20 protein-coding genes are annotated in these 21,923 nt (G+C 72.7%); 8 read left to right on the forward strand and 12 right to left on the reverse strand.

Annotation, left to right across the window (positions count from 1 at the left end; genetic code table 11):
• Positions 1-104 precede the first annotated feature (104 nt).
• Complete coding sequence (locus HLI28_RS10055; RefSeq protein ID WP_171247378.1) at positions 105-1,355, forward strand: acyltransferase family protein; 1,251 nt, start codon at positions 105-107, stop codon at positions 1,353-1,355.
• A gap of 87 nt (positions 1,356-1,442) precedes the next feature.
• On the opposite strand, the gene HLI28_RS10060 is transcribed toward HLI28_RS10055, so the two are convergent.
• The 3 genes from HLI28_RS10060 to HLI28_RS10070 form a co-directional block, all read right to left on the reverse strand.
• Positions 1,443-2,369 (reverse strand): glycine betaine ABC transporter substrate-binding protein, encoded by a 927-nt coding sequence (locus HLI28_RS10060; RefSeq protein WP_171247379.1) that lies wholly within the window; start codon positions 2,367-2,369, stop codon positions 1,443-1,445.
• Between the two features lie 124 nt (positions 2,370-2,493).
• On the reverse strand, positions 2,494-3,387 hold the full coding sequence (locus HLI28_RS10065) for an ABC transporter permease (RefSeq protein ID WP_171247380.1): 894 nt from the start codon (positions 3,385-3,387) through the stop codon (positions 2,494-2,496).
• A complete protein-coding gene (locus HLI28_RS10070) occupies positions 3,387-4,580 on the reverse strand; it encodes a quaternary amine ABC transporter ATP-binding protein (RefSeq protein WP_171247381.1) in 1,194 nt (397 codons plus the stop codon). Before HLI28_RS10070 ends, HLI28_RS10065 begins: the two co-directional genes overlap by 1 nt.
• A 405-nt stretch (positions 4,581-4,985) precedes the next feature.
• Between HLI28_RS10070 and HLI28_RS10075 the strand changes: the two genes are divergently transcribed.
• Positions 4,986-5,651: a YoaK family protein gene (locus HLI28_RS10075; protein WP_343035778.1), complete on the forward strand. Its 666-nt coding sequence runs from the start codon at positions 4,986-4,988 to the stop codon at positions 5,649-5,651.
• Entirely contained in the window at positions 5,648-7,435 is a 1,788-nt protein-coding gene (locus tag HLI28_RS10080) for a gamma-glutamyltransferase family protein (protein ID WP_171247382.1), read from the forward strand. Before HLI28_RS10075 ends, HLI28_RS10080 begins: the two co-directional genes overlap by 4 nt.
• 79 nt (positions 7,436-7,514) lie before the next feature.
• Here the strand turns inward: HLI28_RS10080 and HLI28_RS10085 are convergent, their stop codons facing one another.
• From HLI28_RS10085 to HLI28_RS10100, 4 genes are all read right to left on the reverse strand, one after another.
• Positions 7,515-8,489: a sulfotransferase family 2 domain-containing protein gene (locus HLI28_RS10085; protein WP_171247383.1), complete on the reverse strand. Its 975-nt coding sequence runs from the start codon at positions 8,487-8,489 to the stop codon at positions 7,515-7,517.
• A gap of 94 nt (positions 8,490-8,583) precedes the next feature.
• Positions 8,584-9,894, reverse strand: coding sequence for a sulfate adenylyltransferase subunit CysN (gene cysN, locus HLI28_RS10090; RefSeq protein ID WP_171247384.1), 1,311 nt, complete (start codon positions 9,892-9,894; stop codon positions 8,584-8,586).
• A 3-nt stretch (positions 9,895-9,897) separates the two neighbouring features.
• Entirely contained in the window at positions 9,898-10,800 is a 903-nt protein-coding gene (gene cysD, locus HLI28_RS10095) for a sulfate adenylyltransferase subunit CysD (RefSeq protein WP_171247385.1), read from the reverse strand.
• Positions 10,797-11,681 carry an inositol monophosphatase family protein gene (locus HLI28_RS10100; protein ID WP_171247386.1) on the reverse strand — a complete coding sequence of 295 codons (885 nt, stop codon included), beginning with the start codon at positions 11,679-11,681 and terminating at the stop codon, positions 10,797-10,799. The genes cysD and HLI28_RS10100 overlap by 4 nt, the downstream gene beginning before the upstream one ends.
• Before the next feature lie 69 nt (positions 11,682-11,750).
• Here HLI28_RS10100 and HLI28_RS15780 point away from each other — a divergent pair, with 69 nt between their 5' ends.
• Genes HLI28_RS15780 through cysC form a run of 3 tightly spaced genes read left to right on the forward strand, consistent with a single transcriptional unit; the run spans position 11,751 to position 14,055 of the window.
• Entirely contained in the window at positions 11,751-11,873 is a 123-nt protein-coding gene (locus HLI28_RS15780) for a hypothetical protein (protein WP_281357636.1), read from the forward strand.
• The gene (locus tag HLI28_RS10105; RefSeq protein WP_343035779.1) at positions 11,870-12,832 is read left to right on the forward strand and encodes a sulfite exporter TauE/SafE family protein; all 963 of its coding nucleotides are present in this window, start codon (positions 11,870-11,872) and stop codon (positions 12,830-12,832) included. Before HLI28_RS15780 ends, HLI28_RS10105 begins: the two co-directional genes overlap by 4 nt.
• Entirely contained in the window at positions 12,829-14,055 is a 1,227-nt protein-coding gene (gene cysC / locus HLI28_RS10110; RefSeq protein ID WP_171247388.1) for an adenylyl-sulfate kinase, read from the forward strand. Before HLI28_RS10105 ends, cysC begins: the two co-directional genes overlap by 4 nt.
• A 13-nt stretch (positions 14,056-14,068) precedes the next feature.
• On the opposite strand, the gene HLI28_RS10115 is transcribed toward cysC, so the two are convergent.
• Together HLI28_RS10115 and HLI28_RS10120 are read right to left on the reverse strand one after the other, a co-directional pair.
• Positions 14,069-15,079 (reverse strand): ABC transporter ATP-binding protein, encoded by a 1,011-nt coding sequence (locus HLI28_RS10115; protein ID WP_425483390.1) that lies wholly within the window; start codon positions 15,077-15,079, stop codon positions 14,069-14,071.
• On the reverse strand, positions 15,072-15,980 hold the full coding sequence (locus HLI28_RS10120; protein WP_343035780.1) for an ABC transporter permease: 909 nt from the start codon (positions 15,978-15,980) through the stop codon (positions 15,072-15,074). Before HLI28_RS10120 ends, HLI28_RS10115 begins: the two co-directional genes overlap by 8 nt.
• Before the next feature lie 244 nt (positions 15,981-16,224).
• Between HLI28_RS10120 and HLI28_RS10125 the strand changes: the two genes are divergently transcribed.
• Positions 16,225-17,235, forward strand: a complete 1,011-nt coding sequence (locus tag HLI28_RS10125; protein WP_171247389.1) for a hypothetical protein — start codon at positions 16,225-16,227, stop codon at positions 17,233-17,235.
• Positions 17,232-18,428, forward strand: coding sequence for a DUF6716 putative glycosyltransferase (locus HLI28_RS10130; protein ID WP_171247390.1), 1,197 nt, complete (start codon positions 17,232-17,234; stop codon positions 18,426-18,428). The genes HLI28_RS10125 and HLI28_RS10130 overlap by 4 nt, the downstream gene beginning before the upstream one ends.
• 6 nt (positions 18,429-18,434) lie before the next feature.
• Here the strand turns inward: HLI28_RS10130 and HLI28_RS10135 are convergent, their stop codons facing one another.
• The 3 genes from HLI28_RS10135 to HLI28_RS10145 are packed head-to-tail and all read right to left on the reverse strand — an operon-like array spanning position 18,435 to position 21,920.
• Positions 18,435-19,511, reverse strand: a complete 1,077-nt coding sequence (locus HLI28_RS10135; RefSeq protein WP_343035781.1) for a glycosyltransferase family 2 protein — start codon at positions 19,509-19,511, stop codon at positions 18,435-18,437.
• Complete coding sequence (locus HLI28_RS10140) at positions 19,504-20,925, reverse strand: polysialyltransferase family glycosyltransferase (protein ID WP_171247391.1); 1,422 nt, start codon at positions 20,923-20,925, stop codon at positions 19,504-19,506. Before HLI28_RS10140 ends, HLI28_RS10135 begins: the two co-directional genes overlap by 8 nt.
• Complete coding sequence (locus tag HLI28_RS10145; RefSeq protein ID WP_171247392.1) at positions 20,922-21,920, reverse strand: glycosyltransferase; 999 nt, start codon at positions 21,918-21,920, stop codon at positions 20,922-20,924. Before HLI28_RS10145 ends, HLI28_RS10140 begins: the two co-directional genes overlap by 4 nt.
• Positions 21,921-21,923 lie beyond the last annotated feature (3 nt).

The raw sequence follows: 21,923 nt of genomic DNA on the forward strand, positions 1-21,923 counted from the left end.
GTGTCGCGCGCTGGGGGCTCCCGTCGGCGCTGGTCCCAGCCTAGCGGCGACCACTCCGGCCCTCTCGCTGGATTGTTACCCAAACGTGACCTAGAGTCCCGGGGATGGTCTCGAGCACCCACACGGCACCGCGCATGCACCTCCTGGACGTGCTGCGCTTCGGAGCGGCACTGGCCGTGGTGCTCTACCACTTCACCGCGACACCGACGGCGGACCGGTACTGGGGCGTCGACGTCTCCGTCCTCTTCGCGGGCGTCAACGAGGTCACCCGGTACGGCTGGCTCGCCGTCGAGGCGTTCTTCGTCATCAGCGGCTTCGCGATCCTGTGGAGCGTCCAGGGACGGACGCTCGCCCAGTTCACCGGCTCCCGCGTCGGTCGCCTCTACCCGGCGTTCTGGGCCTGCGTGGCCGCCACCGCCGCGCTGCAGAGCCTCTGGGACGGCGGCCGTCACCTGAGCGCGGCCGAGACCCTCGCGAACGCGACCATGGCGCCCGACCTCTTCGGCGCCGAACCCTCCCAGGTCGTCTACTGGACGCTGCTGGTCGAGCTGAAGTTCTACCTGCTCATCGGCGTCGCGCTCGCCGTCGGTCCCCTGACCCGCGGCCGGGCGGTCGTGCTGGCCCTCGGCTGGCCCGCCGTCGGCATGGTGATCAGCGGTCTGGGCTACCCCTGGCTGGCCGAGCTCCTGTCCGCCCGGCACGCCGTCTACTTCGGCATCGGGATGCTGCTGTTCGTGCTCTGGCGGGACCTGACCAGCCGCGGCGAGGAGCCCTCCGTCGGACGACGTGCCCCGTCGACCCGGGCGGTCGGCGCGGCCCTCGCCGTCCTCGTCGTCGCCGGGGCGGAGCGGGTGGTGCACGCCGCCGGGCTCGCCACCGAGCTGCAGGGCGTCGAGGTGGACCCCGTGGTCTCCGTCGGCGTCCTCCTGGCCGGCATCGCCCTCGTCGCCGCCGCCACCCATCCGCGCGCCACCGTGCGCCACCGTGGCGCGGCGTCGGCGTGCGTCACCGCCGGCGCGCTGACGTACCCCCTGTACCTGGTGCACACGCAGTTCGGGTGGGCCGTCACCGAGTGGCTGAGCACGGCCGGCGTCGGCACGTGGCCGACCCTCGCCGCCGCCGTCGGCGTCTCGCTGCTGCTGGCCGCCGCGATCCATCACGGGGTCGAGCAGCCGTCCTCCCGGCCCCTGCGCCGTGCGGTCACCGAGCGCCTGCAGGACGCGGCTCCGCTCGCTCCCCCGGCCCTGCCGGACGATGGACGTCCCACGCTGTCCGGGGGCGCGGCGCACGACCACGGTCGCGTGGTCGCCGGCACGACGGCCGGGACGGCGCCGCTGCACGCGATGCTGCGCTGAGAGGTGCCCGCACGACGCAGCGCCCGCCCCGGCGGACCGGGACGGGCGCTGCGGTGCCCGACGTCGTCGGGCGGTGACGTGGAGGCGTCAGCTGTCGATCGAACCGACGGCGTCCCCGTTCTCCTCGAGCCAGGCCTCGACACCGGCGGCCGGGTCGTCCGGGTTGTCGTTGACGACGGAGTTCTCGAGCGTGCCGAACTGCTCGTCGTCCAGCGTCATGCCGCCGATCCAGTCAGCGACCTCGGGGTACTCGTCGGAGAACCCTTCGGTGGCGAGGAAGTGCAGGCCCTCGGAGTCGCCGAGCGCACCCTCCGGGTCCTCGAGGTCCTTGACCGGGTAGGCGGAGTTCGCCCAGAACGGCCGCCACAGCGTGACGACGATGTCCTCCTCGTTCTCCGTGGCCTGCTCCAGCTCCGTGAGCATCGCCGTGGTGGAGGACTCCTGCAGGGTGTAGCCGGCCTCGTCCAGACCGTAGGTCGGGATGACCGACTCCTTGGTCACGCGGGTCAGGCCGGCACCGGGCTCGATGCCCACGATGGTGCTGTCGAACATGTCCGCGTTGTCCGCGAGCTCGTCGATCGAGTCGATGTCCGTGTACTCCGGCACGGCGAAGGTCAGCTTCGCGTTGTCGTAGTACGTCGAGAGGTCCTCGATGGAACCCTCGTACTGCTCCATGTAGTCCGCGTGGGTGACCTCGGGCCAGGCCGACGGGTAGATGTCGACGTCGCCGTCGGCCAGGGCGGTGTACAGCACACCGGCCTCGCTGATCTCCTGGTGCTCGACGGTGTAGCCGGCCTCGGTCAGCTTCGCGTCGAGCAGGTAGGCGGTGCTCAGACCGTCGGTCCAGGCCGGGATGTAGCCCAGCGTGATGGTGCCCTTGTCGCCGCCCTCGGCGGAGGACTCCTCGCCGGAGCCGCTGCCGTCGTCGGAGCTGCAGGCGGCCAGGGTCAGGCCGAGCGCCGCGACGGAGGCGAAGGCGACGCCGTGGCGAAGATGCTTGCGATGGGTGCTCATGTGATGAGTTCCTTCCGTGTCGGGGGACGAGGTCCCCGGTCAGGGACGGTGTCCCGTGACGTGTGCGTCCCGGGCGGGACTGTCCTGCCCGGGCAGGACGTGCAGGGGTTCTGGGGGTGAGGGATCAGACCGTGGCGGGGGCGGCCCGGCGCTTGCGCACCATGGACACCAGCGAACGCCCCGTGGGCTGGCCGATCGCACCGGTCACCCGGTCGAGGAAGATCGCCAGGATCACGACCGACAGACCGGCCTCGAAGCCGAGGGCGACGTCGATGCGGGAGATCGAGGACACGACCTGCTGGCCGAGGCCACCGGCGCCGACCAGGCCGGCCACGACGGCCATCGACAGGGCCAGCATGATGACCTGGTTGACACCGGCCATGATCGTGGGCAGGCCCAGCGGGAGCTGGATCCCGCGCAGGATCTGCCAGGGCGTGCCGCCGAAGGCCTCGCCGGCCTCGACGGTCTCGGAGTCCACCCCGCGGATGCCGAGCTCGGTGAGCCGGACGCCCGGGGGCAGGGCGAAGACGATCGTGGCGAACACGCCGGCCGCCACGCCGATGCCGAAGAAGATGACGACCGGCACGAGGTAGACGAACGCCGGCATCGTCTGCATGAAGTCGAGGATCGGCTTGACCACCGTGCTCACGCTGTCGCTGCGGGCGGCCAGGATGCCCACCGGCACGGCGATGACCACGGCGATCGTGGTGGCCACCAGCACCAGGGCGAGCGTCTCCATGGCCGGCTCCCACATGTCCATGCTCACGATGAGCAGGGTGCCGAGCAGGGTGAAGACCGCCAGGCCCCACGACCGCACCAGCAGCGCCAGCACGGTGAAGATCGCGACCCCCACCAGCGGCGGCCACGAGAGCAGGAGCTCGGTGATCGTGTCGACGAAGGTGAACAAGAAGGTGCTGATCCCGTCCAGCACCCCGCCGAAGTTGTCGGTGATCCAGTCGATCCCGTCCTCGACGGCGTTGCCGACCGGGATGTTGGGGACGGCGGACATCGGGGTCATCACTTCGCTCCTGCCGGGTCGAGAACGGGCTCACCGTCGGCGGGGCCGTCGCCCTCGCGCTCGACGGACTCGTCGAGGTCGTCGGTGGTGGGTCCGGACAGCGCGCTGAGCAGCGTCACCCGCGGGATGATGCCCTGCAGGCGGCGGTTCTCGTCGACGACGGCCAGCGGGGCCTTGCTGGCCGCGGCGTGGTGGAACAGCTCGGCCAGCGGCGTGTCGGTGCCGACCTCGGCCACCTCCGTGTCACCGAGGGGCAACCGGTCGCTCCCGGCCCGGACCGCCTCCGCGACGTCGTCCTCCCACACGATCCCCTGCACGCGCCGGTCGCGGCCGGTCACGAGCAGCGAGGAGGTCTGGTGCTCGCGCATCAGCTTGTGGGCAGCCTTCGGGCCGGACTCGGTGCCCACGACGGCGACGGGACGCTCCATCACCGCGCCGGCGCTGAGCACGCGGCTGCGGTCCACGTCCGCGACGAACTGGGCCACGTAGTCGTTGGCCGGCTCGTTGAGGATCTCCTCGGAGGTGCCGATCTGGACGACCCGGCCGTCGCGCATCATCGCGATGCGGTCGCCGAGACGCATCGCCTCGTTGAGGTCGTGGGTGATGAACAGGATCGTCTTGCCCAGCTCGGCCTGCAGCTCGAGCAGCTGGTCCTGCATCTCCTTGCGGATCAGCGGGTCCAGGGCGCTGAACGCCTCGTCCATCAGCATGACGTCCGTGCCGGCCGCGAGGGCGCGCGCCAGGCCGACGCGCTGGCGCATGCCGCCCGAGAGCTGGCCGGGCATGGAACCGCCCCAGCCACCCAGGCCCACCATGCTCAGGGCCTCCTCGGCCTTGGCCTCGCGCTCGGCCTTGCTGACGCCGCGCAGCGTCAGCGGGTAGGCGGCGTTCTCGCCGACGGTGCGGTGCGGCAGCAGGGCGAAGTGCTGGAACACCATCGACACCTTGCTGCGACGCACGTCGCGCAGGCCGTTCTTGGACAGGTGGGTGACGTCCTGCCCGTCGATCGTGATGACGCCGTCGGTCGGCTCGAGCAGGCCGTTGACCATGCGGATCAACGTCGACTTACCGGAACCGGACAGACCCATGACGACGAAGATCTCGCCGGGCTTCACGTCGAAGGTGGCGTCGATGACCGCGGCGGTCAGTCCCTCCTTGCGGAGCTGATCGCGGTCCGCGCCTTCTTTCAGCATCCGGACGCCGCGTTGCGGTCGGCGCCCGAAGATCTTTGTCAGGCCACTTGCCTCGATGGCTGGCACAATTCTCCCTGGTCAGGGGGCATTTACTGGTCGTCGGACTCGGCCGGGGCCAGGCCCGTGCAGGCTGCGACCACCGGCTCGTCGGGCCGGTCGGTCACGAGTCGACACTCACGCACTACCCATCACACTAAGCGATATCTCGCGGGGACCGGCGGGGACCCCTGGAGCGGGCCGATGATCTTTATCACGATGTGTACCAATTTGTTATCGAGATGTGATCTGGCGCGCCTCGGGGCAAGACATATCGGAAACATGGGCGCCCTTTGACCGGTGAGCGGTCTCACGATGATCCGGGCGGCCGTGTGCACGACGTGTCCGCGTCGGGCCTAGGGTGGCGGCGTGCCCCGCGACCGCCTCCACCTCGGCCTCATGCTCGCCCTGACGTTCTCCACGGGGATCGCGGACGCCGTCGGCTTCCTCGGCCTGGACCGCGTCTTCACCGGCAACATGACGGGGAACGTGGTCATCCTCGGCATGGGCGTCGCCGGGGCCGACGACCTCCCCGTCGTCGGCCCGCTGCTGGCGTTCGTCACCTTCCTCGCGGGCGCCGGGCTCGGCGGCCTGGTGCTGCGCGCCGACGACGTCGGGTGGTCCGGACGCACGACGGCCTGCTTCGGCGCGGTCGGCGCGGTTCTCGTCGCCCTGACCGTGCTGCTCGGCGTCCACGGCACCGACATGCCGCACGGCGTCCAGCTCACGGTCACCGGGATGCTGGCGGGCGCGATGGGTCTCCAGGCCGCCGCGGCCCGACACCTCGCGGTCAAGGAGATCACCACCGTCGTGGTCACCAGTGCCATCACCGGGCTGGCCATGGACTCGCGACTCGTCGGGGGCCACGGACGTCACGTCGGCCGCCGGGTCGCGGCGATCGTCCTGCTCGGGGCCGGCGCCGGTGTCGGCGCCGCGCTGCTGCAGATCCACCTCGCCCTCGGCGTCGCCGTCAGCGCAGTGATCGCGCTGGCCGTGACCGTCGTCGGACACCTTCGCGGACGGGAGACCGCATGACCTTCACCCCACCACCCGCCTCGACCACCCGGCCCGACCTGCAGGGCACGTTCGGGATGGCCGCCTCCACGCACTGGCTGGCCACCGCGAGCGCCCAGTCGGTGCTGGAGCGGGACGGCAACGCCTTCGACGCCGCCTGCGCGGCGGCGTTCGTCCTGCACGTCGTCGAGCCGCACCTCAACGGACCCGGCGGCGACCTCGTCGGCCTGTTCAGCACCGCCGACGAACCCGACGACCCCCGCGTCCTCATGGGGCAGGGCCCGGCACCGGCGGGCGCGACGATCGACCACTACCGCGACACCGAGGGACTCGACCTCGTCCCCGGCTCCGGCGCCCTGGCCGCCGCCGTCCCGGCCGCGGTCGACGCCTGGCTCGTGCTGCTGCGCGATCACGGCACCTGGACCGTGCGCGACGTGCTGGCCTACGCCGTCGGCTACGCCCGCGACGGCCACCCCGTGCTGCCGGCCGTGGCCGCGACCGTCGAACGGGTCAGCGGACTCTTCGCCGAGCACTGGCCGACGTCGGCGGCGCGGTGGATGCCGGACGGCCGGCCGCCACGCCCCGGCGAGACGGTCACGAACCCCGCCTACGCCGCGCTGCTGGAGCAGCTCGGTGACGCCGCCGACGGCGCACCCTCCCGGGGCGCCGGGGTCGAGGCCGCCCGAACCGCCTGGCGCGAGCTGGTCGGGCCCGCCGTGGAGGAGTTCGTCGCGACGCCGCACCGGCACGCCGACGGGCGCGACCACGCCGGGGTGATGACGGCGGCCGACCTCGCGTCGTCGTGGGCGGGCTACGAGCAGCCCACGACGACGGAGTTCCGGGGCCGCACGATCGTCAAGACGGGCGCCTGGGGCCAGGGGCCCGTGCTGCTGCAGGCGCTGCGCCTGCTGGAAGGCTTCGAGGACGACCGGCTGGACGTGGCCACCGAGCTCGGCGCGCACACGGTGCTCGAGACGCTCAAGCTGGCCATCGCCGACCGGGACGCCTGGTACGGCGACACGGACGTGCCGCTGGACCACCTGCTGTCCGCCGCCTACGCGGCAGACCGTCGCGCGCTCGTCGGCGACCGGGCCTCGCACGAGCTGCGGCCGGGCAGCGTCCCGGGCCGCACCGCTCCCCCGCTCCCGCCGCTGCGCACGGCCGACGCCGCCGCCTCGGGCACCGGCGAACCGACCGTCCAGGTCAACGGCACCACCCGCGGCGACACCTGCCACCTCGACGTCGTCGACCGGTGGGGCAACATGATCAGCGCCACCCCCTCCGGGGGCTGGCTGCAGTCCTCCCCCACGATCCCGGCGCTCGGCTTCTGCCTCGGCACCCGGCTGCAGATGACCTGGCTGGACGAGTCCTCGCCGTCCCGGCTCGCCCCCGGCGTGCGGCCGCGCACGACGCTGTCGCCCACCCTCGTGCTCGACGGCGGCCTGCCGGTCATGGCCTGCGGCACGCCGGGCGGCGACCAGCAGGACCAGTGGCAGCTGCCGTTCCTGCTGCGCGTGCTGGTGGGCGGGTACACCCCGCAGGAGGCGATCGACGCCCCGACGCTGCACACCACCTCGATGGCCGACTCGTTCTGGCCCCGCGCCTGGACACCGGGCGGCGCCGTCGTCGAGTCGCGGCTCGGCGCCGACGTGATCGACGGGCTCGCACGGCGCGGCCACGTGCTCACCGAGGCGGGGCCGTGGTCGCTGGGCCGGCTGTCCGCGGTGACCCGGGACCCGGCCGACGGCCTGCTCGGTGCCGCCGCCAACCCGCGCGGCGCACAGGGCTACGCGTCCGGGCGCTAGGCGGGTCCGGCGGGCACGCTGCACGGTGCGACGGCCACGCGGCCGTCGTCCGTACCCGCCCCTCTGTCGAATCTCCTGGTCAGGCCCGACCGCGTCCGACGACGCCCCGCACCCGGCCACGGACCCGGCGCCCGAGCTCGTTCACGAGGTCCTTCGCCGGGGCGTCGCCCACGGCGACCCTGTCCGCCAGGGCGTCCTCCAGGTCGCGGCGCCTGGAGCGCTCACGCCGTCCGATGGAGAACAGGTCGGCGATCCGCTCGTTGTGCGCGACCCGCTGCCCGATGTCCGTCATGGCCGCGCGGTCCCAGGAGATCTCCTTGGCCAGGGTCGGACCCAGGTCCCACAGGTGGCCGAACCGTGCAAAGTCTCCCGCGTAGATCGTCTCGAGCTGCTCGAGCACACCGTCGTCGAAGACCTCGCGCCCGGCCGCCAGGGGCGTGTCGTTCTCGCGCGGCATGGCGAGGTCGTGGGGTTGACCGCGCCGTTCCAGATGCGCGCCGAGGTCCTCGAGCATTCGTGACAGCTCACGCATCTCGTAGATCCGGTCGTACGGGATCTGGTTCTCGCTGAGCCGGTCGGCCTGCGACCGGAAGTGGCCGTCACGCACGGGACCGTCACCGGCCGCGAGGGCGTCGACGAACCGCCGCCAGTCGTCCAGGACGTCGCCGGCGTCCTTCGGCACTCGCGGCAACCACGGCGCGTCGGCGAACTTGCGGTGGACGTAGACGGGGTCACCGACGAGGAACTTCGACTGCCACGCGGACCAGGCCCGCAGCCGGGGATCGCGGACGACCGCGAAGACGAACCAGCCGTTGGCCTGCGAGATCTCGGCCCGGCTCTCCGGCGACATCTCCGAGAGCCGGCCCACCCCCTTCCACAACCGCCGGTTGTGGACGAGCATCCTGCGGCTCTGCTCGTCGCTCAGGGCTCGACGAAACCCCTGGGGGTCCTGCCCGCTGACCTCGGCCAGCATCCACTTGATGCTGCTGCAGGCGTTCTTGGGCAACTGCGTGTACAGGATCTTCTGGTCGGGAAACACCCAGGTGTTGCGCAACGTGGCTGCCTCAGCCGAGGTCGGACCACCGGTCATTCTCATCTCCAAGCATGAACGAGGGGGCCGGCCCCGCGCGGGCCGACCCCCGGACCGATCAGGACGAGTGCGGCAGCCCGCCGATCATGCCGGCCGCCACGGTCCGGTTGGTCGACTCGTCCACGAGGATGAACGACCCCGTCTGGGGGTTCTGCTGGTACGGGTCGACGAACAGGGGCTGCGTCACCCGGAGCTGGATGCGGCCGATCTCGTTGAGCTTGATCTCGGTCGCCTCCTCGTCCCGGTGCAGCGTGTTGACGTCGACGCGGTAGTTGATGTCCTTGACCATCGCCCGCGCCCACCGCGTGGTGTGCTTGATCGCGTACTTCTTGCCCTTGACCAGCGACGACTCGGAGTCCATCCAGCAGATCTGCGCGTCGATGTTCTGCAGCGCCGCCGGCGTGTTGTTCGGTCGCGCGATCATGTCCCCACGGGAGATGTCGATCTCGTCCGCCAGGCGGACGGTCACGGCCATCGGGGGGTAGGCCTCCTCGACCGGACCGTCGGCGGTGTCGATCGCCTCGATGGTCGTCTCGAGGCCGGCCGGCAGTGCGACGACCTTGTCACCGGGCTTCATGACGCCGGACGCGACCGTGCCCGCGTACCCGCGGTAGTCACGGGCGTCGTGCGACTGCGGCCGGATCACGTACTGGACGGGGAACCGGACGTCCATGAGGTTGCGGTCGGAGGCGACGTGCAGCCGCTCGAGGTGGCTGAGCAGCGCCGGCCCGTCGTACCAGGGGGTGTTCTCCGAGCGGTTGACGACGTTGTCGCCCTCCAGCGCGGAGATCGGGATGAACGTCAGGTCCGGGACACGCAGGCGGGACGCGAACTCCGTGAAGTCTCGGCGGATGTTCTCGAACACCTCCTCGTCGTAGTCGACGAGGTCCATCTTGTTCACGCAGACCACGATGTGCGGCACGCCGAGCAGCGTCGCCAGGAACGTGTGTCGGCGCGACTGCTCGATGACGCCCTTGCGCGCGTCGACGAGGATCAGCGCGACGTCGGCGGTCGAGGCGCCCGTGACCATGTTCCGGGTGTACTGGATGTGCCCCGGGGTGTCGGCGATGATGAACTTGCGCTTCGGCGTCGCGAAGTAGCGGTACGCGACGTCGATCGTGATGCCCTGCTCCCGCTCGGCGCGCAGGCCGTCGGTGAGGAGCGCGAGGTCGGTGTAGTCGTTGCCGCGGTCCTTCGAGACCTGCTCCACCGAGTCCAGCTGGTCCTCGAAGATCGTCTTCGAGTCGAACAGCAGGCGGCCGATGAGGGTCGACTTGCCGTCGTCGACGGACCCGGCCGTCGCGAACCGCAGCAGGTCGATGGAGCCGTCGGTCAGAGCCTCGGCGGTGGTGTTCTCGGTCGTGGTCATGGCTTAGAAGTAGCCCTCTCGCTTGCGGTCCTCCATCGCGGCCTCGCTCACCTTGTCGTCGCCACGCGTGGCGCCGCGCTCGGTGATCCGGACGGCCGCGACCTCCTCGACGATGGCCTCGAGGGTGGTCGCCTTCGACTCGACGGCGGCGGTCAGGTTCGCGTCACCGACCGTGCGGTACCGCACGGACCGGACCTCGGAGGTCTCCCCCTCCTTGAGGGGCGTGAACTCGTTGACCGCGAACAGCATGCCGTCGCGCTCCACCACCTCGCGCTCCTGGGCGAGGTAGAGGTCCGGGATGTCGATCTGCTCGGCCGCGATGTAGGACCAGATGTCCAGCTCGGTCCAGTTGGACAGAGGGAAGACCCGGATCGACTCGCCCTGGTGGACCCGGCCGTTGTACAGGCTCCAGATCTCGGGGCGCTGGTTCTTCGGGTCCCACTGACCGAAGTCGTCGCGGAACGAGAAGACGCGCTCCTTGGCACGGGCCTTCTCCTCGTCACGCCGGCCACCGCCGAACGCGGCGTCGAAACCGTGCTTCTCGACGGCCTCCAGGAGCACCGGCGTCTGGATGCGGTTGCGCGAACCGTTCGGCTCCTCCTGGACCAGGCCGCGATCGATCGCGTCCTGCACGGAGGCGACGACGAGCTGGACCCCGAGGTTCTCCACCCAGCGGTCACGGCAGTCGAGCACGGTCTGGAAGTTCAGACCGGTGTCGACGTGCATGATCGGGAACGGGATGCGCGCCGGGGCGAAGGCCTTCGCCGCCATGTGCAGCATCACGATGGAGTCCTTGCCGCCGGAGAACAGCAGGACGGGACGCTGCATCTCCGCCGCCACCTCCCGGAAGACGTGGATGCTCTCCGCTTCGAGGCTGCGGAGCTGGCTCAGGACGTGGGACGTCACGACTGGGCACCTTCCTTGATCGCCACGCCGACCTCCTGCAGCGCCGCACGCAGGTGCGCGGTCAGGGCCGGGTGGCAGACGAACAGATCGGGGAGCCAGGGGTCCTGGCGGTTGTACTCGAGCGGGGAGCCGTCGAGCCGGGTCGCCGTGTGGCCGGCGGCCAGCGCGACACCGACGGGCGCCGCCGAGTCCCACTCGTATTGTCCACCACCGTGGACGTAGGCATCGACCGTGCCGTCGACGGCGGAGACCACCTTGACGCCGGCCGAGCCCATCGGCACCAGCTCGACGTCGCCGCGCCGGGCGAGGTCGGCGACGAACTGCGGGGGCCGGGAGCGGCTGGCGGCGATGCGGAGCGGGCGGTCACCGGCCAGCACGGCGCGCACCGACTCGTCGAGGTCCGCGGCGGACGACGGCGTCACCGTCGTGTGCACGACCTGACGAGCCGGCAGCGCGACGGCGGCCGCCGCGAGACCTCCCGGACCAGCGGTGGCGTCTTCCTGGCCGCGCACCCAGAGGGCGACGTGCACGGCGAAGTCGTCACGCCACGAGCCGTCCTCGGTGCGCTCGGCGAACTCACGGGTGCCGTCCAGCGGGTCGATGATCCAGACCCGGTCGGCGTCCAGCCGAGCCGCGCCGTCCTTCGCCTCCTCGGACAGGACCGCGTCCTCCGGGCGGGCGTGCGTCAGGGCGGCGGCCAGCCAGCTCTGGGCGGCCGCGTCGCCGGCGTTCTTCAGCTCCCGGGGGTCGAACTCGCCCCCGGCGGCGTCGACGTCGGCGCGCAGCGAGAGCAGCACGCGTCCCGCCTTCTCGGCCAGAGCGGCGGCCAGTTCGCCGTCGCCCGTCGTCGGGTCAGGAAGCGCCGGTGATGGCGTGGTCATCGAGCTCCTCGTGTCTCGGGGCTTGGCACGCGAGGGGCCAAGGACTCGGCCGAGGCTACCATTGCGGCCATGTCTGGCCACGCCTCGATCCGCCGTGCGGGGCCCGTCCTGCCCCGGTCCGCCGGGGCGGCGCGCGGGACGGCGCCGACGGACCCGCCGCCCGCCCGGAGCACGGAGGGGCCGCACCGGTGATCGACGTCGATCCCGCCCTCGCGCTCGGCGGCCTCGTCGTCGGCTTCGTGGTCGGTCTGACGGGCATGGGTGGCGGGGCGCTCATGACCCCCATGCTGATCTTCGTGTTCCGGGTGGACCCCCTGGTCGCCGTCTCGAGCGACATCGTCGCGAGCCTCTTCATGAAGCCGGCGGGGGCCGTCGTCCACCTCCGGCGCCGGACGGCGAACCTGCGGCTCGTCGGCTGGCTCTGCGTCGGGTCGGTCCCGGCGGCCTTCGGCGGCGTCTTCCTGATCCGTGCGCTCCCCTTCGGCGACTCCCTCGACGAGGCCCTGCGCCTCGTGCTCGGCGTCGCCCTCCTGCTCGCGGCGACGATGCTCGTCGTGCGCGCGACGATCGGCATGGTGCAGCACCAGCGCGCCCTCGGGGAGGGGCCCGTCCGTCCGACCAACGCCGGGGTGGTGGTCCGCCCGGTCCCCACGGTCGCCCTGGGGGCGGTCGCCGGTCTGCTCGTGGGCATGACGTCGGTCGGGTCGGGGTCGATCGTCATCGTGGCGCTGCTGATGCTCTACCCCGCGCTCAAGGCCTCCAACCTGGTCGGCACCGATCTCGTGCAGGCCGTGCCGCTGGTCGCCGCGGCCGCGCTCGGCCACCTGATGTACGGGGACTTCTCGCTGGACCTGACCACCTCGCTGCTGATCGGCGCCGTCCCCGGCGCGTGGGCCGGCGCCCACGTCTCCAGCCGGGCCCCGGGCGGCCTCATCCGACGCGCGCTCGCCGTCCTCCTGCTCGCCTCCGGGCTGAAGCTGCTGGGCGCACCGCTCGCCGTCGTGCTGGGTGCCGCCGCGGTCGCGCTGGTCGGGGGGAACATCGCCTGGGTCCTGATCAGGGACCGGCTGGCCCACCACCCACCACGTACCCCGCCGACGCCGGACCGGGCGTCGGTCTCGACGACGAAGGACGACACCGAACGCCCATGAACACACCGGAGACGACCTACGTCCTCAGCCCGGTCGAGCTCGACCTGCTCGAGCTCCACCTCGGTGGCGGGACGGACACGCTGACCCTGCTCGACCGCCCGGTGCAGGGACCCGTGACGCTCACCGACGCGGAGAACACGCCGCTGGCCGTCGTCGGGGAGGACGGCCACGCGACCGCGCTCAAGCCGATCGCCCGCGCCGCGGGGCCGCACTGGGACCCGGCGGTGCGCCGCGGCGCCCACGACGTCGCCCACGAGATCCGCCGCGAGGTCGGGCCCGTCGGTGACGTGCTGGCCCTCCTGGTCGACGCCGCCCCGACACGGGACGAGCTGGACGCCCTCGACGGTCTCGTCGCCGGGGCCGCCGCCGTGCTGGTGCTGGTGCCCGCGTCCCGGCGGCACCCGGAGCCCGGTCACCTCGGCGCGCCCGGCCTCGCGCGCGTCGGCACCGTGGTGGGCGACGCCGTCGCCGCCGCGTTCGACGGGCCGGTCCGGACCGTCGTCGTGCCCTGGGCCGACGGCGCCGGACTGCGCTGGGACGACGTCGCCACCCACCACGGCGCGGACCGCGTGGAGCGCCTGGCCGACCACCGGACTCCCCCGACGGCCGAGCGGGTGGCACGTCTGAGCACGCTGTGGTCGAGGGAGGTCGGGACCCTGTACCCCGACGCGGTCGCCCGGGAGGTGGAGCACGCCGCGCGCGGTGCCCGGTCCGAGGGCACGGTCGTGTTCTTCACCGGCCTGTCCGGTTCCGGCAAGTCCACCGTCGCCCAGGCGCTGGCGGCCGAGCTCGACGACGAGGGGCGCCACACGACGCTCCTCGACGGCGACGCCGTGCGACAGCACCTGTCCAAGGGTCTCGGGTTCGACAAGGCGTCGCGCGAGCTCAACGTCGAGCGCATCGGCTACGTGGCCTCGCTGGTCGCGTACCACGGGGGTGTCGCGATCGCGGCACCGATCGCCCCGTTCGCGTCCGGGCGGGCCCGGGTGCGGGAGATGGCCCAGGCCGCCGGCCGGTTCGTCCTCGTGCACGTCTCCACACCGCTGGAGGTCTGCGAGGCGCGGGACCGCAAGGGCCTCTACGCCAAGGCCCGTGCCGGGGAGATCCCCGAGTTCACCGGGATCTCGTCACCGTACGAGGAGCCGACCGACGCCGACCTCGTCGTCGACACGTCGGTCACCTCGGTGGAGGCCGCCGTGGCGCAGGTGAAGAACCTGCTCTGAGCCCGGGCGACGGTCAGGCGTCGGGCGCCCGCGCCTTGTCCTGCCGCCGAGCCCTGCCGCCCGAGCCCTGGCTGCCGCCCCCTCCGTTGCGCTTCCGGCGTCGCCCCCCGGCCTGTCCGCCGGAGCGGGCCTGCCGGTGCGCCCGGACGAACTCGCGATAGGCCGCCGTGACCTCCTCGACAGGTCCGTCCATCACGAGCTGGCCCTGGTGCATCCACAGCACCCGGGTGCACATCGCCTCGATCGTGGAGATCGAGTGGCTCACCAGGAAGACCGTTCCTGCCTGCTGTCGGACCTCGGCGATGCGTGCCTTGGAACGCGCCTTGAACGCGGCGTCACCGGTGGCCAGCGCTTCGTCGACCATGAGGATGTCGGGGATGGCCGCCGAGCTGATCGCGAAGCGGAGCCGCGCCGCCATCCCGGAGGAGTAGGTCTTCATGGGCATGTCCACGAAGTCGCCGATGTCCGCGAACTCGACGACCTCGTCGAACCTCTCGTCCACCTGCTTGGGTGTCATGCCGAGGGCCAGGCCACCGATCTCGATGTTCTTCGCCCCGGTCATCTGCGGCATGAGCGCGGCGTTGACCCCCAGGAGCGCCGGTTCGCCGTCCACGTACACCGACCCGGAGTGCGGGGGGATGAGGCCGGTGATCGCCCGCAACAGCGTCGACTTGCCCGAGCCGTTGATGCCGACGATCCCGATCGATTCCCCGTGCCGCGCCATGAAGGACACGCCGCGGACCGCATGGACCTCGGAGACGGCCCCGACGTGCTGGCGGCCGGCGCCGAGCAACCGCTTGACGAGGCTGCGCCGGGGCGGCTCGGCGTCCTGGACGTGGATCCCCTGCGCGCGGGCGCTCTCGGCCGTCTTGCCGCCGAACACCCGGAAGACGATGTGCAGGTCGTCGACGACCAGGCACGGATCACCGAGCGGGATCGCCTCAGCGTGCTCACCGGCGTCGTCGGCCTCGTCCTCCATGTCGAAGTCGAGGTGGGCGTCCGCCTCGGACACGTCGTCAGTCACGTCCGTACCTCTCCTCACCGCGCCAGAAGATGATGAATCCGGCGACGAAGAACACCACGGCCCAGATGATGCCGAGCCACCACTTGAACGGGTCCTGCAGGAACGCGTCCTCGTTCATCAGCGACGCCCGGGCCAGGTAGAGATACACCGCGACCGGCTGGTACTCGAGGATCGTGGTCGTCCAGCCCTGCATCCACTGGGGCAGCTCGTTGACGTACCGCACCACGGGGAAGATGACACCGGAGGCGTACATCGTGAGACGCAGGACGAAGCTGATGACGTTGTCCAGGTCGGGCGTGATCGCGACCAGCCGCGCCATGATGAACGCGATCCCCATGTTGAAGACCCAGAGCAGACCGACGGCCGGGACCAGCAGCAACCACTCCCACGTCAGAGGCACGGGGTCGTAGCCGGGCAGCAGTCCGGACCCCAGGACGATCAGGCACATGACCACCAGCGACGGCACGAGCGTCGTCAGATGGGACATGACGTTCGACAGCGGCAGCACCGCACGCGGGAAGTGCAGGGAGCGGATCAGGTTGGACCGCTTGGCGATCGACTGCGCCCCGCCGTTGACCGACTGCTCCACGAACCGGAAGAGGAAGACGCCGATGACGATGAAGGCGATGGTGTTGTCGACACCACGGCTCACGTTGAGCAGCATGCCGAAGATCAGCACGTAGACCGAAGCATTGAGGATCGGGTTGAGCACCGCCCACAGCTGGCCGAGGTAGGTGTTCTGGTTGCGGGCGTACGCGGTGGACGTGCCGAGCACCCGGATGAACGGTCCTCGCCGGGCCACGTCCTTGATGTAGGTCCACAACGGCGGGCGGACGCCCATCTTCGTCAGGCCGTACTTCTCCGCCTCTGCCCGCCGCTCGGCGGACGAGGTCGCCGGCACGACGGGAGCGGGTGCTTCCGGCGATGATGGACGTTGTGCGCCCTGCGTACCCGAGGTCGCGGTCTTCACGGGGGTCACGATACGGTGCGAACCTGTCTCTCAGGGAATCCGACGGTCCGATCGTACCTACAGGGCGTGAGGCGTTCCGAACCAGGTCGGACATGCTGTCCGATGTCGAGCACCGTTCATCCGGGCGCCATCCCCACGCCGTCTCGAGGTCGTCCGGCGCTGCGACGCTGACCGCGTGAGCGCACTGGTCGAGTCCCCGCTGCAACTGCTCTGCGCCGTCGAGGCGCACGCCGCCGGCCACACCGAGGGGCGCCTGCGCATCACGGCTCGCCAGGGGGTGCCCACGATGCCCGACACCGTGGCGGCGCTTCGCGAGCTCGGCCTGCCCGACGGGGTGGACGTGCAGGTCGGGCCCGCGCGCCGGGCACTGGCTCCGGAGGAGCCCTGGGTGTGCGGCGACCCCTTCTCCGGCACGTACCAGGCGGCACTGTCGACGGGCACTCCCTTGCGACAGGTGGTGGTCGACGACGGCCTGGGCACCCTCGACGTCGTCGACCGGCTCGTGTCGGGCCGGCCACTCGTCCGGCTCTCCGCCCCGCGCCACCCCGTCCGGCGAGTCCTGGGCGCGATGACCACCCGACGGCTGCGACGACAGGCCGCTCGGGGTGGGCTCACCCTCTGCACGATGCTGCCGCTGGGCGACGCCCGCCGTGCGGCGCTGTCCCGGCTCGGCGTGGAGGTGGTCGAGCACTCCTTCGAGTGGTTGGCGTCCCACACCCCCACCGGTCCGGGCGCCGCCGGCGCCGAACCGACGGTCGTGGTCGGGTCCGCGCTCGTGGCAGACCGACTGGTGCACCCCGACCACTACCTCACCTGGCTCCGCGGGCTCGCCGCCGACGGTCCGGTGCGGTACGTGCCGCACCGGCGTCATCACCCGCTCGTGACCGCCGCTGTCGAGACGCTTCCCGGCGTCCGGGTCGACGCGCCCGGCGCCCCGGTGGAGCTGCGTCTGCGCGGCCTGGACCCCGACCAGCAGGTCGTCTCGCTGCCGTCGACGTCGGCGGTGACGCTGACGCGGCTGCTCGGCCCCCGCGGTGTCCGGGTCACCACGCACGACGTCCCCGACTCCTGGTGGACACCGCATGCGACCCCGGCGCTGCGCGACCACCTCCGCCGCGCGGCCCTGCTCGCCCGGGCAGCCACCCCGTCGCGGCGCCCGTCACCGGCCCGCGTCCGGGTGTCATGAGCGTCCCCCGCGTGCTGGCGGTGGCCGACTCGGACTCCTACCTGAAGTGGGCGGCGTGGACCCTGGCCGGTCTCCGGCTCGCGGATCCGGCGAATGCGCCGGGCGCCGAGGTGGTCGTCGTGCGCTCTCCTCTGGCACCCAGCGCAGTTCAGCGGCACGCCGCGACCGTCGGCACGGCGATCCCGGACCCCCGCGTCCTCGGGCCCTGGGGGGTCGGCCGTCTCGTGGCCGACACGCGACCGGACGTCGTGCTCGTAGCGGCCACGGGTCCCGTCGCCGAGCTCGTCGCACGCCAGGTCGTGCGCGCCACCCGGCGCGGCGGTCGACCCGCGCTGGTGACGGGGCTGCCCGGGATGGCCCTGCCGGCCACCCCGCACGGCACCGGGTGGCGCCGGTGGGCCGACGCCTTCGTCGTGCACGGCCCGCAGGAAGTGGCCCCCTACGCCGAGGCCTTCGCCGCTCACGGTGTCGGTCCTCGCCTCGTGCTGTCCCGCCTGCCGTTCATGCCGCGGGCCGGGACCGACCGGCCGGACCCGCCCGTCGCACCGCGCCGCGTGGTGTTCGCCGCGCAGGCGAAGGTTCCCGCGACCCGCGCGGAGCGGCTGCGCCTGCTCGACGGTCTGGCGACGCTGACGGACGACGGGTACCGGGTGGTCGTGAAGCTGCGAGGGCGGGGCGGGGAGCGGCAGACGCACAACGAGCCGTTCCCGCTGGACGTGCTGTGGGACGCCGAGCACGGCCGGCTCGGACGCTCGCCCGGCGACCTGGACTTCGCCGTCGGCGCGCTTTCCGACCATCTCGGGCCGGGGACCGCCCTGGTGACCGTGAGCTCGACCGCGGCGCTGGAGTCACTCGCCCGCGGTCTGCCCACCGTGCTGGTCCAGGACTTCGGGGTGGGTCCCGACCAGCTCAACGAGGCCTTCGCCGGCTCCGGATGCCTGCGACGCCTGGACGAGATCGCGGACACGCTGCGCGATGGCGGTCCCGTCCCGGACCCGGCCTGGTGCGCGGACGGCTACCTCCACACGCGTGACGACCTGCCCGCCGCGGTCGCGGTGCTCGGCGACCTGTCCCGCCGGGGCGCGCTGCCGCCGGCCACGACCGCGCCGTGGTCGTGGCCACGGCACGTCTGGGCAGCAGCGCGCAGCGCCGTGCCGACCGCCGTCTCGGCACGCCTTCGTCGCCGGCCGTGACCCGGATCAGGCCCGGTGGTCGACCGCCGCCCGGGCGGTCAGACCCCGGACGAACCCCGCGCCCCAGCACAGGTGCATCGTCATGAGCACCACGGGCAGGACCAGGGCGGAACGCGCGGCGAGCCGGGGCCGACGGGTCGCGGCGTGGAGGGTGGCCGCCAGGACGCCGAGGAGGTACCCCGCCGGCGCCACGGCCCCGACCGCGGTCAGCACCGGTGCCGCCGTCAGCAGCCCTGCCGCCCCGACCAGCACCGACATCCCGAGGACCGTCACCAGCACGGGCGGTGCCAGGTAGCGCAGACCCGCCGTGGACGGGTCCCGGCGGACCACCTCGCGCCGCCACATCCCGGTGCGCCAGAACTGCTTGGCGACGGCCCGCACGGTCCGTCGCGGGCGGTACTCGACCACGAGGGCCGGGTCGAACCACAGCAGACCGCCGGCCCGGCGGAGCCGGAGGCACAGGTCCCAGTCCTCGGCCCGGAAGAGCGTCGGGTCGTACCCGCCGACGCGGCGCACGGCCTCCCGCCGGAACGCCCCCAGGTACACGGTCTGCGCCGGCCCGGGGTCGCCCCCGACGTGGAACGAGGCCGCGCCGATACCCGCCGGGTGGCTCATCGCCCGCGCCGTCGCCTCCTGGACGGTCCCGGTGCCGACCGGGTTCATCACCCCGCCGACCCCGACCGCACCGGTACGGCGCAGCAGGTCGACGCACCGGCGCACGTAGCCGGGCGGCAGCTCGGTGTGCCCGTCCACCCGCAGGACGACGGGGTGCCCGTCCGGGCCGTCGGCGTGCTCGATCGCGAGGTTGAGCCCGATCGAGCGGGATCCCGTCGGGTTGTCGACGAGCACGACCCGGTCGTCCGCGGCCGCGAGCCCGGCCGCGATCCGCTCGGTCGCGTCGCGGGACGGGCCGACGGCGACGACGAGCCTCAGCTCCCCGTCGTGGTCCTGCGCGAGCACGGAGCGCATCGCGGCCTCGAGGTAGGCCTCCTCGTCGCGCACGCAGGCCACGACCGTGACCCCGCAGCGGTCGGGCAAGGCCTCCGGCTGCCGGAGCACCTCGGCGAGGTCCGCGTCACCCACGGGAGGCCACCTTCGCCCGCGCGACGCCGACGGCGGCCCGCAGGTCGTCACCGCCGCCGGAGGCCCGGGAGGCGACGAGCCGTCGCAGGCGCCCGCCGAGCAGCCGCCGGTCCGCACCGTCGAGCGCGGCGACCAGCCGCGTGGACCGCCACCACGGCACGGGGAACCCGCCGGGCAGGCCCAGCGCCGTGAGCCGACGGCGTCGGAACCACCGGCGCAGCTCCGCGTCGTCCAGGCCGCGCAGCAGCGCGGCGGTCTCGTCACGGAACGCGGCCAGGCGCTCGGGCTGCTGGCAGTAGGAGACGGCACGCACGAGCTGCTGCATCCGCGCGGGGTCCTCGCCCCAGGCCTCGTCGGTCCGTTCGAGCGCGTCGACGACGACCGCCGGCACCCGGTTCGAGTTCGGGTACGGCTCCAGCCGGTCGAGCAGCGTCTCGGTGCCGACGCCGACCGTGGGGATCCGGTAGAGGGCGCGGGCGGTGGCCAGGCCCGTCGAGAAGCAGGTCACGACCAGTCCGGGTGCCGACACGTCGAACACCGACTCGGCGAGCACGGCCGAGGGCGCCACGTCCAGCTCGACACCGCGCGCGGCCGCGTGGGCGGCGAGGTCCCGCGTCCCCTGCCTCGGCGCCGACGGGTGCGGCTTGAGGAGCACGCGCGTGAACCCCCGGTCCGCCGCCGCGTCCACCATCCGCCGGTGCAGCGCCTGCTCCTCCTGCGAGGTCAGGAGTCCGACCGCGGCCAGGTACTGCCCGAGGACCAGCGCGTACGACCCGGCCGGCGGCAGCACGCCCGCGAGCGCCGCGCCACCCCGCTCGACGGCGTCCGTCACCGCGGCGACGACCTTGCGGAACGACTCGCCGGGGACGACGGCGCCGGGCACGTCCCACTCGGCCAGCAGCGTCGGGCGGACGCCGGGCAGCAGGTCGGGGTGCAGCACGCGCTCGACCCGTCCGCCGACCTCGTGGCCGACGTCGAACCGGGTCGGCCCGTAGACCATCAGCCCGTCGGCGTACACGGTCAGGGCCGCGCTCGCGAAGATGGCCACCAGCGCCCCGGTCGGCGGGGTCGCCACGGACTCCCCGACGAGCTCGAGCGGGCCGTCGCCGAGCCGCCACCGCTCGCGCAGCAGCCGCTCCCAGACCGGTGCGTCGGCCGGACGCGGAGTCCACGACTTGGGGTGGTGCGGCGCGACGACGTCGTTCCAGGCGACGACGTGGTCGAACCGGTCGGCCAGCGCGGCGAAGCCGGGGCCGCGGGTGAAGTCCTCCGACGCCTCCGGTGCCGGGACGTTGTGCTGGACCACCAGCACCGTCCGGTCGCGGCGCGGCAACACACCGGCGTCCCACGCCGCGACGACCGTGGCCGTGCCGAACAGCGTCGAGGCGGTCACGACCTGCGTCCCGATGGTCACAGCCGTACTCCTTGCCTGCGGATCGCCCGGGCACGTTCGGGGCCGATGCCCGCGACCTGCCGGGCGAGGACCGCGTCGTCGAGACGGGCCAGGACCTGCGCGGTCCGTCCCGTCATCTGCGTCCAGACGGCGTCCGGGTAGGACGCCCGTCGCTTCACGTGGTGGTGCAGCACCGCCAGGAGGTCGCGGGCGACCTTCGGCTCGTACCGCGTCAGGTCCTGGTCGCGCAGCTGGTCGAGCACCGCGTCGTAGGCCTCGAGGAACCCGAGCTGGCGCGCGTCACCGATGTCGGTCAGGGAGCCGTCCACGGCCCGCCGGTAGACGTAGCCGGGGGCGTCGACGACGGCGTAGGACCGGGTGCCGAGCAGCAGGCGCCACGCCCACTCGCGGTCCTCCGCCGTCGGGAGGCTCTCGTCGAAGACGGCGAGCCCCGCGTCGACGACCCGGCGCGCGAGCATCCGGGAGGAGACCTGCACGTAGTTCACCATGGTCGACCGGTTCGTCGGCATGATGCCGGTCCGCGGGTCGAGGGCGACGTGCCGACGTGGTTCCGGGGCCCGGACCAGCCGGCGACCCGTGCCGTGCGCCTGCACCTGGTCGCAGACGAGGAAGTCGACGTCGTGCTGCTCGGCCGCCCGCACCATCGCGGCCAGGTGACCGGGGAAGTACCAGTCGTCCGGGTCGAGGAACGTGATCCACCGCCCGGTGGACGCGGCGATCCCCCGGTTGCGGGCCGCCGAGACCCCGCGAGGCGTCGGATGGTGGAGCCGGCGCAGCGCGGGGAACGTCGCGGCGGCGGCGTCGAGCACGTCGCCGGTGTCGTCCGTGGACCCGTCGTCGACGACCACGACCTCCACCTGGTCCAGGTCGAGGCCCTGGCGCCGCAGGGAGCCCAGGGCGTCGGGCAGGTGCCCGCCGGCGTCCCGCGCGGGGACGACGACGGACACCTGGGGTCGAGCGTGGATCATCGGGTCCGCGACCTCCCCGTCCGTCACGCG

This window comes from Isoptericola sediminis, assembly GCF_013085345.1.
GTDB classification, from domain to species: domain Bacteria; phylum Actinomycetota; class Actinomycetes; order Actinomycetales; family Cellulomonadaceae; genus Isoptericola; species Isoptericola sediminis.